Genomic DNA, 19,913 nt, shown 5'->3' with positions numbered 1-19,913 from the left:
GAGGGCGGCGGCCAGCGCCCGCTCCTCGCCGTAGTAGCGGGCCCGTTCCCAGAAGCGCGGGCGGCCGATCCCGGTCGAGCGGTGACGGCCGATCAGGCGCCCGTTGGCGTCCTCGCCGAGCACGTCGTAGACGAACAGGTCCTGGGTGATGATGACCTCGCCCTCCATCCCCATCACCTCGGTGATATGGGTGATGCGCCGGGACCCGTCGCGCATGCGCATGGCCTGGATGATGACGTCGACCGAGCCGGTGATCATCTCGCGCAGCGTCCGCGAGGGCAGCGAGAAGCCGCCCATGGTGATCATCGACTCGATACGCGCGAGGCATTCGCGCGGGGAGTTGGCGTGCAGCGTGCCCATCGAGCCGTCGTGGCCGGTGTTCATCGCCTGCAGCAGGTCGAAGGCCTCCGGTCCGCGCACCTCGCCGACGATGATGCGCTCGGGACGCATGCGCAGGCAGTTCTTGACGAGGTCGCGCATGGTGACCTGCCCCTGGCCCTCCAGGTTCGGCGGCCGGGTCTCCAGGCGCACCACGTGCGGCTGCTGGAGCTGAAGCTCCGCGGCGTCCTCGCAGGTGATGACGCGCTCGTCGTGCTCGATGAAGGCGGTCAGGCAGTTCAGCAGCGTGGTCTTGCCCGAGCCGGTGCCGCCCGAGATGACGACGTTGCAGCGGACCTTGCCGATGATCTGCAGGATCTTCGCGCCTTCCGGCGAGATCGCCCCGAAGCGCACGAGCTGATCGAGGGTGAGCTTGTCCTTCTTGAACTTTCGGATCGTCAGCGCCGGCCCGTCGATGGCGAGCGGCGGGGCGATGACGTTGACGCGGGAGCCGTCGGGCAGGCGCGCGTCGCAGATCGGCGAGGATTCATCCACGCGCCGGCCGACCTGGCTGACGATCCGCTGGCAGATGTTCATCAGCTGCTGGTTGTCGCGGAAGCGGACGTTGGTGAGCTGGATCTTGCCGGCGACCTCGATGAAGGTCCGGTCGGCGCCGTTCACCATCACGTCGGCGATGTCGTCGCGGGCCAGCAGCGGTTCCAGGGGACCGTAGCCGAGGACGTCGTTGCAGATGTCGTCGAGCAGTTCCTCCTGCTCGGCGATCGACAGCACGATGTTCTTGAGACCGATGATCTCGGAGACGATATCGCGGATCTCCTCCCGCGCGGCCTCTCCTTCGAGCCGGGCGAGCTGGGCGAGATCGATGGCCTCGATCAGCGCGCCGAAGATCATGCTCTTCGTGCGGAAATAGTCGTCGGATTTCGGCAGCGGCGCCTGCGGCACCGGCGCGCGCGGCGGCTCCGGCCGGGCGCGGACGGCCTCCTGCTGGAGGACCGGCGGGGCGACCGTCGTCGGCCCGGCCGCGGCGGGGGCCGGGGCGGGAGCCGATGCGGCGTTGGAGCGTCGACCGAACATGGCGCCGCGCCTTCAGCAGTCTCGAGAGGAGGGAGCGCAGGGCACCGTCAGGACGCCTTCTTGCGGGTCAGCCGGGCGAGCAGCGGTTCGAGGAGGTTCGCCCTGGCACGGCGGATCTCGGCCCGGCCGGTCACAGCCGCGGCGAGTTCGGAGAAGATCTCCGCGGGCTTCGAGCCGGCCTGCACCTCGGCGATCATCTGGCCATTGTTGGCCGCGGTCCCGAACAGGGCCGGTTCGAAGGGGATGACCGTCTGGAGCGGCACGTCGAGCGCCTTGGCGAACTCGGCGGCCGCGATCTCCGGCCGCTTCGGCATGCCGACGCCGTTGAGGACGACCCGGGCCTTCGCATCGTTGGGACGCTGCTGGTGCAGCAGCGCGAGCAGGTTCTTGACGTTGCGCAGGCCCGCCAGATCCGGCGCGGCGACGATCACGATCTCGTCGGCGCTGATCAGCACGCGCCGGGTCCAGGCGGACCATTGATGCGGCACGTCGAGGACGATGCACGGCACGGTCGAGCGCAGCAGGTCGGTGAGCGCGTCGAAGGCGGGCTCGGTCAAGTCGACGGTGCGGTCGAGGGTGGCCGGGGCCGAGAGCAGGCTCAGGTTGTCGGCGCATTTCGAGAGCAGCCGGTCGAGCAGGTTGGCGTCCAGGCGCTCGGGCGCGAACACCGCCTCGGCGATCCCCTGCGGCGGGTCCTGGTTGAAGTTGAGACCCGCGGTGCCGAAGGCGACGTCGAGGTCGGCGATCACGGTGGCCGTGCCGTGCTCCCGCGCCACGGTCCAGGCGAGGTTGTGGGCGATGGTGGAGCTGCCGACGCCGCCGCGGGCGCCGTAGACGGCGATGGTCCGTCCCACCGGCTTCGCGCCCGGCGCCGAGAACAGGTCGGAGACCGCACCGATCATGCCGACCGGCTCGACCGGCGCCATCAGGTACTCGCTCACTCCGCGCTGGATGAATTGCCGGTAGAGCAGCACGTCGTTGACGTGGCCGATCACGAGCACCTTGGTGCCCTCGTCGCAGACCTCGGCGAGCTGGTCGAGACATTCGAGCGGGCGCGACTTGAGGCCCAGGAACTCGATCACGATGACGTTGGGCGTGGGGGCGTGCCGGTACGCCTCCAGGGCCGCGGCACCCCCGCCCATCTGCACCTTGACGTGGGCCTTCTGCATCCGGCGATCGGAGGCGGTGCCCTCGATCATCGCGGCCGTCTCCGGCGTCTCGCAGAAGGCCTGGATCGTGATGCGCGGCACCGGGGCGATGGTCCGCTCTGAGGCCTCGTGGGTGTCCGGCATGATGCGCAGTTTCCGATTCGTGTACCGAGGGTGACGGACAGGGGGATGTCGAGAACCCGCCGGAGGGCGAACGCCGTGCCCGCGTTCGCGTCCGGTGCCCTAGTTGCTCTTCACGCCGTCGGCGACGTTCGCCTTTCCATCCTGACGCCATTGGGTTGACGGATCCTTGCCCTCGCGGAGCTGACCGATGTCACGCGTGCGCTGGATCGTATCGATGCGGCCCTCGGGCCGGCCGCGCACGAGATCGATCGGGTCGGCGACCTGCGCCGCGACGTTCGACTGCATCGCGCAGCCGAGATTCCACGACGGTTCGTTCGACCAGTCGGAGCGCAGGTCGCTGACGCCGAGGTCGCGCGGCCAGAGCCCGCACTTGTCGGCGACCTTGGCCTGCATCCGCTGGAAGCTCAGGCGCAGGGGCGCGGCGAGGGTCGGGTTGGCGACGGGGTAGGCGACCACCCGCAGGCCGCCGGCCGGCACGCCCATCTCCGCCGCGAAGTGGCGAACCGCTGCGCCGGTGCGCTCGACCGGCCCGGCCAGGGCCGGCGACACGCCGCGCGGCACCTCGACGACGAGGAGGCCGCGGCCGTAGCGGCGATATTCCACGAGGAACGCTTCGAGGTCCGCGCGCTGGCGCGGATCGAGGTGACCGATCCCGGTGGGGAAGAGATCGAGGCTGCGGTCGCCATCCGCCAGCACGATCGGGTGCCGCGTGCGCACGTCGATCGGGTAGGTCGACCCCGTGGTGGCGACGCGATCCGCGCGGCAGGCGCCGAGCGCGGCGGCGACCAGCACGACGGCGGCGGCGGGCCGGGCGCGGGAGACGAGGTTGCGAGCGGGTGAGGACATCGAGTGTCGATCCTGCGGGAGCGTCCCCTACCGAAATGGATGCCGGCTCGGCGGGGGAGCGCGCGTTCAGCCAAGGTCTTCGAGCCGTCCCCGACCACGTCCGGTCGGGAACGGCTCCGGATGGGGTCAGTCGGCGATGAAGCCGACGCGGCCGCGATAGGCCGGCCCGAGGGTGCCGCCGCCGACCGTGCCGTAGAGCTTGTTGAGGCGCCCGAGCAGGACCGCCTGACCGTCCGTCGCGTCGACGAAGCCGTCGTCCGGCCGTTGGACCTGCCGCGCCTCCATGGGCTGCGCGATGTAGGGCGTGACCATGATCATCAGCTCGGTCTCGTCGCGCTGGTAGTCGCGCGAGCGGAACAGGGCGCCGAGGATCGGCAGGTTCATCAGCCCGGGCAGGCCGCCGATCGAGGCCCGGTTCTTCTGCTGGATCAGGCCGGCCGTCATCATCGTGGCGCCGGAGGCGAGTTCCACCGTCGTCTCGGAGCTGCGCCGCGTCGTCGCCGGCACCGGCGTGACCCGGCTGGAGCCGGGGAAGGAGAAGCTGTAGCTGTTCTGCCGGTCAAGTTCGGTCACGTCGGTGGCGACGCGGATCGAGATGCGGTTCTCCGCCAGCACGATCGGCGTGAAGGCGAGGCTGACGCCGTAGGGCTTAAATTCGAGCGCGACGGTACAGGCCGCGCCGGCCACACCGGCGGCGCAGTTCGAAGGAACGGGGATCTCGCCGCCGGCGGTGAACTTGGCCGATTCACCCGAAATCGCCGTCAGCGTCGGCTCGGCCAGGATGCGGGAGACGCCGGCCTGCTCGAAGGCGCGCAACGTCGCCTGGAGCGAGGCGCCGCCGGAGCGGACCGAGGCGGACAGGGCGTTGCCGTCCGGCGTGTAGGCGCCGGTGATCGGAAACAGCGTGTTGTTCGTCAGGACGTTGCCGGTCGAACTGAGCGGATTCAGCGCCGACCAGTTACCGGTGACGTTGATGCCGAATTGCTTCAGGACCGTGCGCGCCACCTCGACCACGGTGACGCGGATCATCACCTGATCCTTGTTGCGGATCGTCAGGTTGTTGATGACGGCGCCACGGGTCCCCAATGCTCCGCCGGCGGCGATGCCGACGAAGGCGTTCGCGATGTCGAGCGCCTGCTGCGCCTCCGAGGCCGAGCTCACGCTGCCGGAGAGGACGAGCGATTCGCCGACCGCCTTCACGTCGAACCGGCCGCCGGGCAGGCTCTGCTGCAGCGACTGCCGCAGGACGTTGATGTCGCGGGCGATGGTGACGTCGAGCGCCGCGATCTGGCGCCCCTCGGCGTCCATCACGAAGATCGAGGTGGCGCCGTTGTCGATGCCGATCAGGAACAGCTTGCGGCTGGAGCGGACGACCGCGTTCGCGACCGCCGGATTGGCCACGAACACCTCCTTGGCGTCGCGGGGCAGATCGACGATCAGCGAGCGGCCCTTGCTCAGCTCGACCCGCCGGGAGACCGCCGCCTCGTTCGGTCCGATCGTCAGCACCGGCGAAGTCGCGGCGGGATTGGCCTGAACGGGGACCGAGGCGCACAGGGACGCCGAGGCGAGGCAGGCGCCGGAGAGCAGGAAGAGGGCGAAGCCGCGGAAGCGAGAGGGGGTCGTCATCGGTCCTGTCCTCAGCGGCGCTGCTGCTTGGCGACGCCGAATCGCACGACGGTCAAGGGGCCCTCGGTCGGCATGTCCGTCTCATCCGAGACGGCGGCGGTTCGGGCGGAATCCTGAATGCTGCGCAGGACGAGCGAGAGCTGCCCGACCTTCTGCGCCAGCGTGACGGTCTCGGCCTGGCTCGGGGTGAGAGCCAGGGTGGCCGTCTCCGCCGTCACGACGTTGGCGCCGTTCTTCTCCTGCACGATCTGGCCGACGGCGAGCACGCGCACATTGGTCAGCAGCGTCTCGGCGAACTGCTCGGCGCCCTCGTTGCTGGTCTTGATGACGTCGACATGATCGTTCGGCAGGATGAAGCCGCCGGCCGAGCTCGATCCTCGGGTATCGGTCGTGATCGCCACCGCCCGCATGCCCGACGGCAGGATCGCCGACATGAACCCGCTGCCGGCCTTGACGAGGCGTTCGGACCGGATCGGCTCATTGGCCGAGAAACCGGTGCGGATGATCGCGCCGACCGCGTCATCGAGCCCCTTCGGCGCGGCGCGCCGGTCGATCAGGCCTGGGGAGACCGCCTGTTCCGGCCAGGGTATCCAGCGCAGATCCTCGGGCTTGAGGGTCTGACCCATGGGCAGTTCTGCGGCAGCGACCAGCACCTCGCTCATCGGGATGGGCGCGACGGGTTCGGCCTTCGCGACGGGTGCGGGCTCGGGCGCCTTCTCGCCCTGCATCAGCAGGGCAGCACCGCAGCCCGCGACGAGCGCGATTCCCAGAACGGCGAGACGGGCTGGTTTCATGGGAGCGTGGAACCGTGGCGACGGCTTGGTCGCCGTCCGGTTCCGAGACTTGCCCGGGATTCGTCAAGTTAGGGTTAACCGAGCGTCACCGCGTGCTTTTCGGTGCTGTCCCGACCGGCACGATTCCGAAACCTGCGAAAAACGCGAAGGCCGCCTCGACGGCGGCCCGCTCAATTGGACCCTTCCCTCGATCAAGGCAGGGCGAGTTGCTCCAGTCCGACGGAATTCGGCAGCACCATCAGCGCGGCGGCAGCCAATGCGATGCCGTAGGGAACCCCGGTCTTCGCGTCATGCAGGTGTACGGCGAAGGGGAACTTGAGCGCCAATGTCGGCAGTGGGTACTTGCGGGCGGAGACGATCGAGAGCGTCAGGGGTCCTCCGAGAATCGAGGCCAGGATCAGATATTCCGGCAGGTTCGCGAGGCCGATCCAGAGGGCGGTGCTGGCCGCGAGCTTGGCATCGCCGCCTCCGATCCATCCTCGCGCGAAGAGGATGAATGTGATGACGAGGGTCAGGGCACCGGCCGCAAGGTGCCAGGCGAAGTCGGCCCAGGCCATGCCGGACGCGACGGCATAGAGAACGAATCCGATGAAGACGAGGCCGGTCACGCGGTTGGAGATGCGCATCGTCAACAGATCGCTGGCGGCAGCGTAGGCCATCAGGAACGGGAAGAGGATGCACAGAAGGAGATAGGCCGCCATGTTCGACACGGAACTATTCCTTGCTCGGCCTGATCTTTGGGTCGTTTGGATCACGTGCTCGGCCGGGTATGGCTCGGCAGAAAGTCCGCTGTTCTTCGCGCGCCGATCCCTTCCGAGAACGGCGCTTGCGCAGGGCGTCGATCATTCGGCGCCGCCGGACCGAGCGATTGCAGGTTATGACGGATGCGATCCGCCATAACCTGGAAACCTCGTCGCCCAGCTTTGAGAATTACTGCGCGGTGCCGAGCTTCGTGGTCTGCGTGTTCAGGCCATCGCCGAGCGTCGCGAAGGCGGTCGACAGGTTGGTCTTGAACGTGGTGAAGATGCCGATCACGGCGATACCGACCATGGTCGCAACCATGCCGTACTCGATAGCAGTCGCGCCGGACTCGTCAGAGATGAAGCGCTTGGCAATGTTCTTCACGATGATCTCCACTTGTTTTAATCCGATGGACGACCGTCGGAAGTCTGTAGAGGCCCCGATCGGCGACAGGTCGAGATGTAGTCCCGACGCGTTGCGTTTGGGTTAAATCGATCTCCCAACCAAGCCTCCTGCCGGTCGTTCGCGAAGATCAGTTAACGACGTATTGCACCAATCACTCGAATGGTCCGCAAGGAGCCGACGTATCGACGGATGCCCGCCGCTTCGAATACGGTTAGCGCTTCCTTCATCACTTTCCTGTTCCGTACCGCGACGGGAGATGCCTCTCCTTCGGATCGGTGCCGCGGATACGGCACGGACTCCGGCGGCGAGTCCGGCACTCCGCGCGATCGGACCGACCCTTCATGCCCCGCCTGCGCCCTCATCGCTTCCCGCTCCCCACCGTCTCGGCGGTTCTCGCGCTCCTCGTGCTGACGGCGCCCGCCCGCGCCAACGAGCCCGCGCCGCAGGGCGCCGTCTCGGTGCAGGTGGACAACGCGAAGGTGATCCGCCTGCCGGAGAAGACGCAGACCGTGGTGGTGGGCAACCCGATGATCGCCGACATCACCCTGCAGAAGAACGGCGTCGTGGTGCTGACGGGCAAGAGCTTCGGCACCACCAACCTGATCGCCCTCGACGGCAAGGGTGCGATGCTCGCCGAATCGACCATCAGCGTGCAGGCACCGCAGGCCTCGATCATCACCGTGCAGCGCGGCCTCGACCGCGAGTCCTATTCCTGCACCCCGAACTGCCAGCCCTCGGTGCAGCTCGGAGACGCCACCAAGTACTTCGACGAGACCAGCAAGCAGGCCGAGGCGCGCCGCGGCATGGCGACGGCGAACCGATAACGCCGGTCGCCCGGCCGTTGCCACACGGCGCCGTTGCGTGTATGGCCCGCCCGCGCCCTTGAGACACCCTTGGAGGCACGGGCGCGCTGGGGAACGGTCGGGCCGTCCGCTTCGGGCGGCCTTTGTCGTTGGCCCGGCTCCATCTTTTTACAAAAGGATCACGCCATGAGCGCCACCAAGACGCTTGAGGCCGTGGCACGCGACCGGGTCGGCAAGGGGGCCGCCCGGGCCGTTCGTCGCCAGGGCCAGATTCCCGCCGTCATCTACGGCGGCAACCAAGCCCCCGAGGCCATCGCCGTCGACCTCATCCGCGCCCGCACGCTGATCTACGCCGGCGGCTTCAAGACGACGCTGTTCGACATCACCGTCGGCGGCAAGAAGACCCGCGCGATCCCGCGCGACTTCCAGCTCGACCCGGTCAGCGGCGTGCCGCTGCACGTCGACTTCCTGCGCGTCGTCGCCGGCCAGACCGTCACGGTCGATGTCCCCGTCCACTTCGTCAACGAGGACAAGGCGCCGGGCATCAAGCAGAAGGGCGGCACCCTCAACATCGCGCTGCACACGGTCTCCCTCGACGTGGCGCCCGACCAGATCCCGGACGCGATCGAGGTCGACCTCACCGGCCGCGAGATCGGCGACGTGATCCACGCCGCCGACCTGCGCCTGCCGGCCGGTACCTATACCGGCGAGCCGACCGACACGGTCGCCAACCTCCTGCCGCCGACGGTGCTCGGCGCCGAGGTCGAGGCCGAGGAGGCCGCGATCGCCGAGGCGCAGTCCGCCGAGGCCGCCGAGGAGAAGGCGGATGCCGACGCCGAGGCCACGGCCGAGAAGAACGAGACCGAGGAGTAAGCCGCGACGGGCGCCGAACGGCGCCCGCCACGCGCGCATCCATCGATGCCCCGGCCGCCCGGCCGGGGCATTTCCATTTGCCGGGCATCGAATCGGGGGCACGCATGCGGCTCATCGTCGGATTGGGAAATCCCGGCGCGCGCTACGCGCGCAACCGTCACAACATCGGCTTCATGGCCTTGGACGAGATTGCCCGCGTCCACCGGGCCGCCCCGTTCCGCCGCCGCTTCCAGGGCGAGGCGGCCGAAGTCGTGCTCGGCTCCGAGCGCGCGATCCTGCTGAAACCCCAGACCTTCATGAACGAATCCGGCCGCTCGGTCGGCGAGGCGCAGCGCTTCTTCAAGATCCCGCTCGCCGACGTGATCGTCCTGCACGACGAACTCGACCTCGCGCCGGCCAAGCTGCGGGTGAAGCTCGGCGGCGGCAATGCCGGCCATAACGGCCTGCGCTCGATCACGGCGCTGTGCGGAAACGACTATCGCCGGGTCCGCCTCGGCATCGGCCATCCCGGCGACAAGGCGCTGGTGCACGCCTACGTGCTCAACGACTTCGCCAAGTCGGAGGAGCCGTGGGTCGAGGATCTCTGCCGGGCGACCGCCGACCACGCGCCCCTGCTGGCGGCGGGCGAGGATGCGAGCTTCCAGAACAAGGTGCACCTCGCCATGGCCGGCCGCGGCTGGGACGCGGTGAAGACGCCCGCAGAGGCCGGCAAGGCGAGGGCGAAGGACGCGCGCGACGCGAATTGACACGAAAACACGAGGACACGATATCCGCTTCGCGGAGGCGGAATGAAGAATCTCACGATCACCCTCGACGAGGATCTGTTCGCCTGGGCGCGGATCGAGGCGGCCAAGCGCGGCCAGAGCCTGTCGCGGTTCGTCGCCGACACGCTGACCGAGCGACGGGCACCGGACATCGCCGGACAACTCGCGATCCTCGACGAGTTTTTCGAGGGACCCGGCTGGGCGGGTGCGGCCGAGGACTGGCCCCGACGAGACGAGATCTATGACCGGCCGGCTCTTCTTCGACACGAACGTGATCGCCTACCCGCTCGATCCGAAGGATCCCGCCAAGAGGCGGGCAAGCATGGTGCTGATTCGGGAGGCGCTGGCACGTCGGAGACTCGTGGTGAGCCCGCAGATCCTCAATGAGTGCTATGCCGTGCTGGTCCACAAGCGCCGGCTCGCTCCCGCTGCCAGGGTGCAGCGCTATCTCTCGGCCTTCGATGCAGCCTGCTCAGCTCCGCTCGATCTTCAGACGCACAAGGCTGCGGCGGCGATCGAGGCGCGGCACCGCCTGTCATGGTGGGACAGCGTGGCCGTTGCCTCCGCGCTCCAGGCCCGCTGCGACGCCTTTGTCTCCGAGGACATGGCCGATGGCCAGACCATCGAGACCCTGACCATCGTCAATCCCTTCTCACCCCACGCTCTCGCGCGGCTCGCGCTCACCGGACGGACCTGATTCATGGGCTTCAAATGCGGCATCGTCGGCCTGCCGAACGTCGGCAAGTCGACCCTCTTCAACGCGCTGACGCAGACCGCCGCGGCCCAGGCCGCGAACTACCCGTTCTGCACCATCGAGCCGAACGTCGGCGAGGTCGCCGTGCCCGATCCGCGCCTGGATGAACTCGCCAAGATCGCCTCCTCGAAGGAGATCATTCCGACGCGGCTGACCTTCGTCGACATCGCCGGCCTCGTGCGCGGCGCGTCGAAGGGCGAGGGTCTCGGCAACCAGTTCCTCGCCAACATCCGCGAGGTCGATGCCATCGCCCACGTGGTGCGCTGCTTCGAGGACGGCGACGTCACCCATGTCGAGGGCAAGGTCGATCCCATCGCCGACATCGAGACGATCGAGACCGAGCTGATGCTCGCCGATCTCGACAGCCTGGAGAAGCGCGTCGTGGCGCTCGAGAAGCGCGCCAAGGGCTCCGACAAGGAGGCCAAGGAGTTCCTGGACCTCGTCAACCGCGCCCTGCCGCTCCTGCGCGACGGCAAGCCGGCCCGGCTCGTGGAGCGGAAAGTCGAGGAGGAGCGGCTGTTCCAGCAGCTCGGCCTGATGACGGCGAAACCCGTGCTCTACGTCTGCAACGTCGACGAGGGCGATGCCGACAAGGGCAATGCGAAGTCGCAGGCCGTGTTCGACCGGGCGAAGGCGGAGGGCGCCGTCGCCGTCGTCGTTTCCGCCAAGATCGAGAGCGAGATCGCGGTGATGCCTCTGGCCGACCAGACCGAGTTTTTGGAGGCGGTGGGGCTGACCGAGCCCGGCCTGAACCGGGTGATCCGCGCCGGCTACGACCTGCTCGGCCTCGTGACCTACTTCACCGTCGGCCCGAAGGAGGCCCGCGCCTGGACGATCACCAAGGGCACCCGTGCCCCGGCAGCGGCCGGGGTGATCCACACCGACTTCGAGAAGGGGTTCATTCGCGCCGAGACCATCGCCTTCAAGGACTACACCGCGCTGAATGGCGAGGCGGGCGCCCGCGACGCCGGCAAGCTGCGGCTGGAGGGCAAGGACTACGTGGTGCAGGACGGCGACGTGCTGCATTTCCGCTTCGCCAACTGACAGGGAGCCCGGCATGGAGCTTCACCCGCGCCATGCCTGGGACCTGACGCCGGCCGAGGCGGTCGCCCTGCAGCGCCGGCTCCGCGGCGAGATCGAGGCCGATCGGCCGATCGACCTCGGCGCGGTCCGGCTGGTGGCCGGGGTCGATGTCAGCGTGAAGAACGAGCGTTCACGCGCCGCGGTCGTCGTGGTGACGTTTCCCGGCTTTCTCCTCGTCGAGACAGCGACCGCCGAGCGGCCGACGCCGTTCCCCTACATCCCCGGCCTGCTGAGCTTTCGCGAGGGGCCGGTTCTCGAGGAAGCGTTCGGGCGCCTGCGGACGGAGCCGGACGTGTTCCTGTTCGACGGCATGGGCACGGCCCATCCCCGCCGGATCGGCATCGCCAGCCATATGGGACTGTGGCTGCAGCGCCCGACCATCGGCGTCGGCAAGACCCGCCTCGTCGGCACCAACGCGCCCCTGCCCGAGGAGAAGGGCGCGCACGTCCCCCTGATCGACCGTGGCGAGACCATCGGCGCCGTGGTCCGCACGCGTACGGCCAAGCACCCGCTGTTCATCTCGCCGGGGCACCTCGCCGACATTCCGAGTGCTGTCGAACTGGTGCTGGCCTGCTCGCCGAAATACCGCCTGCCGGAGCCGATCCGCCTCGCGCACAACGCGGCGGGCGATTTCTGATCGACCCGGTCCGGCAATCCCAGGGCTCCTCATGCTGAGGCGCCGAGCGGGAGCTCGGCCTCGAAGCACGCCTGAACGGTCGATCCCACGGCGCCGGTCCGCCGGGAGAATCGACGCGGCGTGCTTCGAGGCTGCTGGCGCAGCTCCTCAGCATGAGGGCCGTCGTGACTGCCGTGACGGCGCAGCCGAACCGCCGGTCAGTGCGCCTCTTCCCAGTTCCCCGCCGCCCGCGCCTCGACCACGAGCGGCACGCTCAACGACAGGGCCGGCGCCGGTGCCTCCTCCATCACCCGCGCGATCACCGGGATCGTCGCCTCCACCTCGTCGTCGGGCACCTCGAACACGAGTTCGTCGTGCACCTGCAGCAGCATCCGCGCGGTCAGCTTCTTCGCCTCCAGCGCGTCCTCCATCCGCGTCATCGCGCGGCGGATGATGTCGGCCGCCGTGCCCTGGATCGGGGCGTTGATGGCCTGGCGCTCCACGCTCGCCCGCTCGGACGGGTTGTTGGAGCGGATCTGCGGGTAGTGGCAGACGCGCCCGAACAGGGTCGTGACGTAGCCCTTCTCGCGGCACGAGCGCTTGGTGGTGTCGATGTAGTCGCGGATGCCGGGAAAGCGCTCGAAATACTGCTTGATGAAGGCGGACGCCTCCTCGCGGCCGATGCCGAGGCGGTCCGCGAGCCCGAAGGCCGAGATGCCGTAGATGATGCCGAAATTAATGGTCTTCGCTCGCCGCCGCAGGTCGCCGGTCATCTGGTCGAGCGGCACGCCGAACATCGCCGAGGCGGTGGCCGCGTGGATGTCGAGCCCCTGCTCGAACGCCTCGCGCAGCTGCGGGATGTCGGCGATGTGGGCGAGCAGGCGCAGCTCGATCTGCGAGTAGTCGGCCGAGATCAGCTTCTTGCCCTCGGGCGCGACGAAGGCGCGGCGGATGCGCCTCCCCTCCTCCGTGCGGATCGGGATGTTCTGCAGGTTCGGATCCGACGAGGAGAGCCGCCCCGTCGTGGTGGCCGCGAGCGCGAAGGAGGTGTGGACCCGGTTCGTGCCGCGGTTGGCATGCTCCTGCAGCGAGTCGGTGTAGGTCGATTTCAACTTGGAGAGCTGGCGCCAGTTCAGGATCTTTTTCGGGAGGTCGTGCCCCGCCTGAGCGAGTTCCTCCAACAGGGTCGCGGGCGTGGCCCACTGGCCCGACGGCGTCTTCTTGGCGCCGGGCAGGCCCATCTTGCCGAACAGCACGTCGCCGATCTGCTTCGGGCTGGACACCTGGAACCGCTCGCCCGCGTCCTCCTGGATCTCCTCTTCGAGCCGCGCCAGGATCTGCGAGAAGTCGCCGGAGAGGCGGCTCAGCATGTTGCGGTCGATGGCGATGCCCGCCCGCTCCATCCGCGCCAGAACCGGGACGAGGGGACGCTCCAGCGTCTCGTAGACGGTCACCCGGTGCTCGGCGACGAGGCGGGGCTTCATCATTCGCCACAGGCGCAAGGTCACGTCGGCGTCCTCCGCCGCGTAGGCGGTCGCCTTGTCGATCGCCACGCGGTCGAAGGTGACCTTGCTGCGGCCGGTGCCCGCGACGTCGGCGAAGGTGATCGGCTGGTGGCCGAGATGGCGGCGGGCGAGCTCGTCCATGCCATGCCCGCCCTTGCCGGCATCGAGCACGTAGGAGATCAGCATCGTGTCGTCGAAGGGCGCCACGTCGATGCCGTAGCGGTGCAGCACCGAGAGGTCGTATTTCAGGTTCTGCCCGACCTTGAGCGTGCCGGCATCCTCCAGCAGCGGTTTGAGCAGCTTGAGGGCGGTGTCGAAGTCGATCTGGCCGGGCTGCTTGTCGGAGGCATCCGCCCCCGCGCCGCCATCACCGAACAGGTCGCCGCCCTTCACCTCGGGCTTGACGTGGGCGAGCGGGATGTAGGCCGCCCGCCCCGGCGCGGTCGCGAGCGAGACGCCGACGAGTCCGGCCTTGGCCGCGTCGAGGGCGTCGGTCTCGGTATCGACGGCGATCACGCCGGCCTCGTAGCTCTCGGCGATCCAGGCTTCCAGCTGCTCGACCGTGGCGATCGTCTCGTAGGCGGCGGTGTCAAACGGCTTGACCGCCTCCGCCGCCCGGGCGGCCACGAGCATCGCGGGCGTCGGCTCGGTCGGCGCACGCTTCTTCTTCGGCGCCTGATCCGGCAGGTCGAGATCGGCGAAGGGGTCGGCCTCGCCCGCCTCGGGCGGGGCCGCGCCGTCCGTCCGCTCCGGCGCGGCCTCGGTCTCGGGATCGACCGGCACCGCATCGCCGAAGAACGGCACCGCGTCGCTGCCGCCGGCGGCGTTGGTGTAGGCGTGGGGCTGCGCGCCCGGCAGCAGCGCCGGATCGGGCTTCACCGCCTCCGGATCGACGTGGAGCATCTGGGCGATGCGCCGCGTCAGGGTGTTGAATTCCATCGCCTTCAGGAAGCCGACGAGCTTTTCCGGGTTGGGCTGCGGCACGCCGAGTTCGTCGAGCGGCACCGGAACCGGCACGCTCTCCTCGAGCGCCACGAGGCGGCGCGAGAGCTTGGCCTGATCGACGTTGGCGAGCAGCGTCTCCCGGCGCTTGGGCTGCTTGATCTCGGCGGCCCGCTCCAGGAGCTGCTCCAGGCTGCCGTACTCCTTGATGAGCGCGGCGGCCGTCTTGAGGCCGATGCCGGGCACGCCGGGAACGTTGTCCGAGGTGTCGCCGATCAGCGCCAGCGCGTCGCCGATCTGCTCGGGTGACAGCCCCTCCCACTTGGCGATGATCGCGTCGCGGTCGAGGTTGCGCTCGGGCCGGTAGCCGGGCTTGCCCTTGGCGCCGGACTCGAAGTCGTAGAACCGGATTTTTTCGGAGACGAGCTGCATCAGGTCCTTGTCGGAGGACACGATGATGACCTCGGCGCCGCGCGCCTCCGCCTGCCGCGCGTAGGTCGCGATCAGGTCGTCGGCCTCGTAGCGCTCCAGTTCCACCGCGTGCAGGCCGAAGGCGCGCACCGCGTCGCGCATCAGCGGCATCTGGCGCTTGAGGTCGTCGGGCGCGTCCGGCCGATGGCCCTTGTAGTCGGGGAACAGCTCCTTGCGGAACGAGCCCTCGGACTTGTCGAAGACGATGCCGAGATGGGTCGGCCTCACCCCCGCCGCACCGTCCTGGAGAAACTGCGCGATCTTGGTGCAGAACAGGCGCACCGCCCCCGTGGGCAGGCCGTCGGAGGGCCGGGTGTTGTACTTCTGGTCCTGGTTGATCGACTGGAAGTAGGCCCGGAAGATGAAGGACGAGCCGTCGACGAGGATCACCCGGTCGTCGGCGCCGACGGGCTTGTCCGGTTGCGGTTGCGTCTCAGCGGTCATCGGTCGAACAGCCATCGGCGAACGGGGGCCCGGAGGCGGGCCGCGCCGATCCATAGAGCATTTTCGCCCCCTCAGGACATCGCCCCCATGCCGGGAAATGCCGCAGATCCCCGGCTTCCCTCGCGGCCGGCGGCGGGCCGGTCGCGACTGGGAGCGGGAACGACTCGATCCGATCGCGTCGCGAAGGACTGGCCGCGTGAGGAAAGTCGCCGGATCCCGCACCCATGTGCGCTCGTGCACGAGACGTCACCTGGACGACGCCGGTGCGGGAAACCATTCTGCGAAAACAGGTTTTTTGCCGCGCACGATGTCGCTGCACGAAATTTCGCCCGCTGGGTCGTCATCTTGAACTATATTGATGTTGCACTGCGACAAATTGGGTATTGTCGTCAGCCAGATCGCGCACAGATCCTGATCATCGAAGACGGCCAGCAGCCGATACGAGCTTCAATACAGTTTCGGCTCCGCATGGAACCGTCCGACATGACAGACAGAGGTACGATCATGACGAACCGCAGCAAGATCACCACCGCCCTCGCCCTCGCTCTCGGCCTGGCCGCGACCCCGAGCTTCGCGCAGGGCGTTCCGTCCGACAGCGCCAGCTTCAACCGTGACGGCACCCTCAATGTCTGGGGCGCGCATATCGACCCGGTGCGCGAGCGCGGCGGCCTCATCGGCGGCGTCGGCAACGTGGTCGGCGGCGTGACCAACACGGCCGGCAGCATCGTCGGCGGGACGCTCGGTGCGGCGGGCACCATCGTCGGCGGCACCGTGGGCGCGGCGGACGACATCGTGACCGGCTCGGTCCGCCGCCCCGCCGGCTACACCGCTTACCCGAGCGACGGCCGCCCGGCCTACTGAGCCACTCCGTCCAGAGAGCGTCGAGGGGAGCGGCGGGGCAAGAGCTTCGCCGCTCCCCTTTTGCATGGCACCGGCCGTCCGGAAGCGACGGCAGCCTCGCTCCGCACCCCACGATGAGGGTGAGAGCTGGACCAATCGCGGCATCGATCTGGCTCGGTGCCGAAGAGCGAAGGCAAATGGGGCCTCAGGCGGCAGCGCCCACCGTGTCCGCCATGCGCGCGTCCCGGGTCCCGAGCGGTTTCTCCTCGCCCACAGTCGTGTCCTTGGCGGTTTGATGCTCGAGTTCGGCGTTGAGCTGCGCGCCGAGCAGCACGATCGTCGTCGAGAGCCAGATCCAGGTCATGAAACCGATGGCGGCGCCGAGCGAGCCGTAGGTCTTGTCGTAGCTGCCGAAATTCGAAACGTACCATGAGAATAGCAACGAGCCGGCCAGCCACAGGAATGCCGCCAGCGATCCGCCCGGCGTCACCCAGCGCCACCGCGGCGCGTCGCGGCTCGGGCCGTAGCGGTAGAGCACCGCGAGCATCAGGATCACCACGACGAACAGCGCCGGCCAGCGCAGCAGTGCCAGCCACCACGCATCGCCCGACATCCTGACGAACTGGATCGCCACCGGCACGGCGACGATGCCGGCGAGCGCGACCACGACGAAGAGCAGGGCGCCGGCGGTGAAGGCGAGCGAGACGAGATTGAGCTTGAAGAAGCCGCGCCGCTCCCGCTCGTTGTAGACGAGGTTGAGCGCGTCGAAGACGTGTTTGACGCCGCCATTGGCGCTCCAGATCGAGAGCACGATGCCAATCAGCGCGGTGAGGCCCAGCGCCGTATCGCCCTTCTCGGTCAGTCGCTTCACCTGCTCGGAGACGATATCGACGCCGCCGGACGGGAGGACGCCGCGCAGCGCGTCGATCTGCTGGTTGATGGTCGAGACGTCGGCGACGAGACCGTAGACGGAGACCAGGGCCGCGATGGCCGGGAAGATCGCGAGGAGCACGAAGAAGGTCACGCCCGCCGAGACGAGGGTGAGGCGGTTCTCGCCGATATCCTTGTAGGTCCGCTTGAGGACATCCATCCAACCCGCGGCGGGCACTTCGGTCGGCCGGTCGGCGGAACGGCCGCGGTCGCGCTCGGTCCGCGCGACCCGGTGGGCGTCGGCGCCCTCGTGCGAGGGCGATTCCTCTCGCGCCGAGCCCGACGCATCGTCGCTCGAGCCCGCACGGTGCGGGGACGATCCCGATCGGCGCGGCAGGGCGACGACCCCGAGGAGCGCCGCCGCCAGGGCCATCGTCCACAGGGCTGGATGGCGGGGATCGCCGGCTGAGCCCGCAGCGGCGTCGGGAACGGCGCGGTCGGATGTAGGCATCGAAGGATCGGCTCCGTCCGCCGCAGGACCGGCGGCGCTGTTTTCGCAACCCTTTGGCCCGGCTTTCGGTTCACACGGACGTGAGCACCGCGTCGGCAGCGTATTCGGGCAGCGTATTCGGATCGAGCGCGCACGAAAAATCCACATTCGCGCCAAGTTTTCGCCGGAACTGTTAAGATCCGACTCCGTTGAAAGCGCATCGGTCGAACGCGACCCCCTCGCTTCAGGAGCCGTCGATGCCATCGACCCCGCCCCGCTCCGGACGTCGCCTCGCGCTCGTCCTGGCGTCCTCAGCGCTTGTTCTCTCCACCGTGGCCGGCGTGCATGCGCAGGAGGGTGGCCTCGGCGGCCTCTTCCAGCAGCTCTTCGCCCCGCAACAGGCAGCCCCCGCTCCCGCACCGGCCGTGACCTCCTACGGCAGTGCCAGCGAGGTGAACGAGCGCTACCGCTGGCGGCGCCACCGGGGCACGACGGAGCGGAGCCGCCCCAAGGTGCGTTACGCTGCCCTGCCGAAGGTTGCCCTTCCGAAGGATGAGGGTGATGGAATCAGCGGCAAGCAGCCGGTCGACTCGAAGGCGATCGCGGCGAATCCGACGGCCGCCCTCCTGCGCGACGAAACCCTTCGGCCCGGCGACATCGTGGTCATGCCGAACGGCCCGAAGGTCTTCAAGGGGCGCGAGGATCGCGGTCGCGGCGCCAAGGCTGCCCGTCACCGCCTGAGCGACTTCGAGGACGTGAAGAACGCGCGCACGATCGATGCGAAGACCCGGCGCAAGCTGCTGGCGATGATGCTGCCGCACGGCGCCATGCCGGCCGACGAGGCTCGAAAAGTTCTCGCCAAGGCTCGGCGCCTGGCACCGCAGGAGGACATCGAGCCGCTCAACCGTCAGGCCCGCGCCGAGACGGGGCCGGCTCCCGCCCGCATCATCAACCCGTGGCAGACGGCCCGGTAAGGCTCGGAGAACGCGAAACGCTCCGTCGGACGCTGGCGGATTGCCAGCGCACTGGAAGCTCGCGGCGAGCGTCTCGGCCGGCGCAGGCGGTCCCTGCTGCGCGGGAGGAGACGAGCGCAACGGATTCGCGTTCAGAGGATGAAAATCATCTCGGACGAATTCTGCGGCTTACCGCAGGACCAGCATCGGGACTGCTAGCCGTCGACGAGGACGATGAGATGGTGGAGCCTAACGGGATCGAACCGATGACCTCTTCCATGCCATGGAAGCGCTCTCCCAGCTGAGCTAAGGCCCCATCATGTGTGCCGCAACCGGTTCCGGTCTCTGGCATCGCCGACAGCGCTGAGTGCGTCGGCGATGGGCGGTTCTATAAGCGGAGGATCGGCGGGACTCAACCCCCTTTTTGGAGGCTTGGCCGAATTTTTGAGCCGCCTTTCGATCCACCGCACCTACCGATCGCGGGCTCGTTGCGGGACGTGATCCGTTCCACGCTGGTCGGGGCGCGCGAAGCGCCGCCCGGCCGCCCTCACTGCTGAGCCCGAACCACGTAGCGCTCCATCAGCAATCCGATGGTGAGGCTGCCGAAGACCCAGCCGAAAAGGTAGAGATAGTCGATCTGGACGGGGATCGTCGGATCGTAGCCCAGGCGGACCCACTCGATGATCTGCGTGACCGGATTCCATTTCATATAATAATAGATCTCATCAGGCATATAGCACGCCATAAAATAGACGCCACTCGTGAGATAGACCGTCAAAGTAACGAGAATATATCCCAGAGCCCAACCTGGGAAAACAGAGCAAATTCCGACATTGATCGTCCCGACGCCGATCCCGAGCGCGATTGCTGTCAGGTAACCTCCAATGGCCGTTATCAGGTCGACGGGAACAGGATCGGCACCGAAACAGAGAAGTACGACGAAGACGAGACCGGCACCGAGAAAGCTGCTAACAATTTCAACTAAAATACGCGCGACGATCGTGTCGAAACGCTTGACCTGCGGGAAATAGGTCAGCGGCTTGTGAACCATGTAGCCTTTCATCACCTCGCGGGAGATGTACTGAAAGGCCAGCGCCGGGAGCGCGCCCGATGCGACGAAAACCATCGGGTCATCGCCCATCGGCGATTTGATGCCGCGAAAGGTCATGGCACCCACGATGATGCCGAGATGCACGCAAGGCCACAGCACCTGCACCAGATAGCCCCAGTAGGTACCGCCGAACCGGCTGCGCATGTCGCGCAGCATCAGGGCGCTGAGGACGCGCAGGTAGACGTCGAGGAAGCTCTGACGCTGAGGCAGGGACGGGGCGTGGGCGTTCATGGAATCCGTCGCAACGGGGCAGTCGCGCCGTTATGCTGGCCTGCAA

The 19,913-nt window shown here is 68.1% G+C and carries 19 protein-coding genes and 1 tRNA gene; 9 read left to right on the top strand and 11 right to left on the bottom strand.

The window, feature by feature from the left end; all coding sequences use genetic code 11:
* From MFF42_RS04835 to MFF42_RS04805, 7 genes are all read right to left on the bottom strand, one after another.
* Nucleotides 1–1,413: TadA family conjugal transfer-associated ATPase (locus MFF42_RS04835; RefSeq protein ID WP_238254744.1), on the bottom strand; the 1,413-nt coding region annotated here is incomplete at its 3' end.
* 47 nt (nt 1,414–1,460) lie between these two features.
* Nucleotides 1,461–2,705, bottom strand: coding sequence for a CpaE/TadZ family protein (locus tag MFF42_RS04830; RefSeq protein WP_238254743.1), 1,245 nt, complete (start codon nt 2,703–2,705; stop codon nt 1,461–1,463).
* Between the two features lie 99 nt (nt 2,706–2,804).
* Nucleotides 2,805–3,551, bottom strand: coding sequence for a CpaD family pilus assembly protein (locus tag MFF42_RS04825; RefSeq protein WP_238254742.1), 747 nt, complete (start codon nt 3,549–3,551; stop codon nt 2,805–2,807).
* A gap of 126 nt (nt 3,552–3,677) precedes the next feature.
* Nucleotides 3,678–5,177: a type II and III secretion system protein family protein gene (locus tag MFF42_RS04820; protein WP_238254741.1), complete on the bottom strand. Its 1,500-nt coding sequence runs from the start codon at nt 5,175–5,177 to the stop codon at nt 3,678–3,680.
* 11 nt (nt 5,178–5,188) lie between these two features.
* Nucleotides 5,189–5,971, bottom strand: a complete 783-nt coding sequence (gene cpaB, locus MFF42_RS04815; RefSeq protein WP_238254740.1) for a Flp pilus assembly protein CpaB — start codon at nt 5,969–5,971, stop codon at nt 5,189–5,191.
* A 191-nt stretch (nt 5,972–6,162) separates the two neighbouring features.
* Nucleotides 6,163–6,672, bottom strand: a complete 510-nt coding sequence (locus MFF42_RS04810; RefSeq protein ID WP_238254746.1) for an A24 family peptidase — start codon at nt 6,670–6,672, stop codon at nt 6,163–6,165.
* A gap of 229 nt (nt 6,673–6,901) precedes the next feature.
* Nucleotides 6,902–7,108 (bottom strand): Flp family type IVb pilin, encoded by a 207-nt coding sequence (locus MFF42_RS04805; RefSeq protein ID WP_238254739.1) that lies wholly within the window; start codon nt 7,106–7,108, stop codon nt 6,902–6,904.
* A gap of 350 nt (nt 7,109–7,458) precedes the next feature.
* On the opposite strand from MFF42_RS04805, the gene MFF42_RS04800 reads away from it, so the two are divergent.
* From MFF42_RS04800 to nfi, 7 genes are all read left to right on the top strand, one after another.
* Nucleotides 7,459–7,941 (top strand): pilus assembly protein N-terminal domain-containing protein, encoded by a 483-nt coding sequence (locus MFF42_RS04800; protein WP_238254738.1) that lies wholly within the window; start codon nt 7,459–7,461, stop codon nt 7,939–7,941.
* A gap of 165 nt (nt 7,942–8,106) precedes the next feature.
* Nucleotides 8,107–8,793, top strand: coding sequence for a 50S ribosomal protein L25/general stress protein Ctc (locus tag MFF42_RS04795; RefSeq protein WP_238254737.1), 687 nt, complete (start codon nt 8,107–8,109; stop codon nt 8,791–8,793).
* Between the two features lie 104 nt (nt 8,794–8,897).
* A complete protein-coding gene (gene pth / locus MFF42_RS04790; RefSeq protein ID WP_238254736.1) occupies nt 8,898–9,539 on the top strand; it encodes an aminoacyl-tRNA hydrolase in 642 nt (213 codons plus the stop codon).
* Nucleotides 9,540–9,581: 42 nt separating this feature from the next.
* Complete coding sequence (locus MFF42_RS04785) at nt 9,582–9,944, top strand: hypothetical protein (protein ID WP_238254747.1); 363 nt, start codon at nt 9,582–9,584, stop codon at nt 9,942–9,944.
* Nucleotides 9,829–10,254 (top strand): PIN domain-containing protein, encoded by a 426-nt coding sequence (locus MFF42_RS04780; RefSeq protein WP_238254745.1) that lies wholly within the window; start codon nt 9,829–9,831, stop codon nt 10,252–10,254. The genes MFF42_RS04785 and MFF42_RS04780 overlap by 116 nt, the downstream gene beginning before the upstream one ends.
* A gap of 3 nt (nt 10,255–10,257) precedes the next feature.
* Nucleotides 10,258–11,355, top strand: a complete 1,098-nt coding sequence (gene ychF / locus MFF42_RS04775) for a redox-regulated ATPase YchF (RefSeq protein ID WP_238254735.1) — start codon at nt 10,258–10,260, stop codon at nt 11,353–11,355.
* A 13-nt stretch (nt 11,356–11,368) separates the two neighbouring features.
* A complete protein-coding gene (gene nfi, locus MFF42_RS04770) occupies nt 11,369–12,031 on the top strand; it encodes a deoxyribonuclease V (protein WP_238254734.1) in 663 nt (220 codons plus the stop codon).
* Between the two features lie 197 nt (nt 12,032–12,228).
* Here the strand turns inward: nfi and polA are convergent, their stop codons facing one another.
* Nucleotides 12,229–15,372, bottom strand: a complete 3,144-nt coding sequence (polA, locus tag MFF42_RS04765; RefSeq protein ID WP_238254733.1) for a DNA polymerase I — start codon at nt 15,370–15,372, stop codon at nt 12,229–12,231.
* Nucleotides 15,373–15,876: 504 nt separating this feature from the next.
* Here polA and MFF42_RS04760 point away from each other — a divergent pair.
* The gene (locus MFF42_RS04760; RefSeq protein WP_238254732.1) at nt 15,877–16,233 is read left to right on the top strand and encodes a hypothetical protein; all 357 of its coding nucleotides are present in this window, start codon (nt 15,877–15,879) and stop codon (nt 16,231–16,233) included.
* A gap of 184 nt (nt 16,234–16,417) precedes the next feature.
* On the opposite strand, the gene MFF42_RS04755 is transcribed toward MFF42_RS04760, so the two are convergent.
* On the bottom strand, nt 16,418–17,593 hold the full coding sequence (locus tag MFF42_RS04755; protein ID WP_238254731.1) for a YihY/virulence factor BrkB family protein: 1,176 nt from the start codon (nt 17,591–17,593) through the stop codon (nt 16,418–16,420).
* Between the two features lie 236 nt (nt 17,594–17,829).
* Between MFF42_RS04755 and MFF42_RS04750 the strand changes: the two genes are divergently transcribed.
* The gene (locus MFF42_RS04750; RefSeq protein WP_238254730.1) at nt 17,830–18,546 is read left to right on the top strand and encodes a hypothetical protein; all 717 of its coding nucleotides are present in this window, start codon (nt 17,830–17,832) and stop codon (nt 18,544–18,546) included.
* Between the two features lie 219 nt (nt 18,547–18,765).
* Here the strand turns inward: MFF42_RS04750 and MFF42_RS04745 are convergent.
* Nucleotides 18,766–18,841, bottom strand: a tRNA-Ala gene (locus tag MFF42_RS04745).
* 231 nt (nt 18,842–19,072) lie between these two features.
* On the bottom strand, nt 19,073–19,867 hold the full coding sequence (locus MFF42_RS04740; protein ID WP_238254729.1) for an ABC transporter permease: 795 nt from the start codon (nt 19,865–19,867) through the stop codon (nt 19,073–19,075).
* Nucleotides 19,868–19,913: the final 46 nt, after the last annotated feature.

The organism is Methylorubrum podarium (assembly GCF_022179745.1).
Lineage (GTDB): Bacteria > Pseudomonadota > Alphaproteobacteria > Rhizobiales > Beijerinckiaceae > Methylobacterium > Methylobacterium podarium.
Note: the sequence above shows the minus strand (reverse complement) of the source record. Positions and strands in the feature narration are given on the sequence as shown.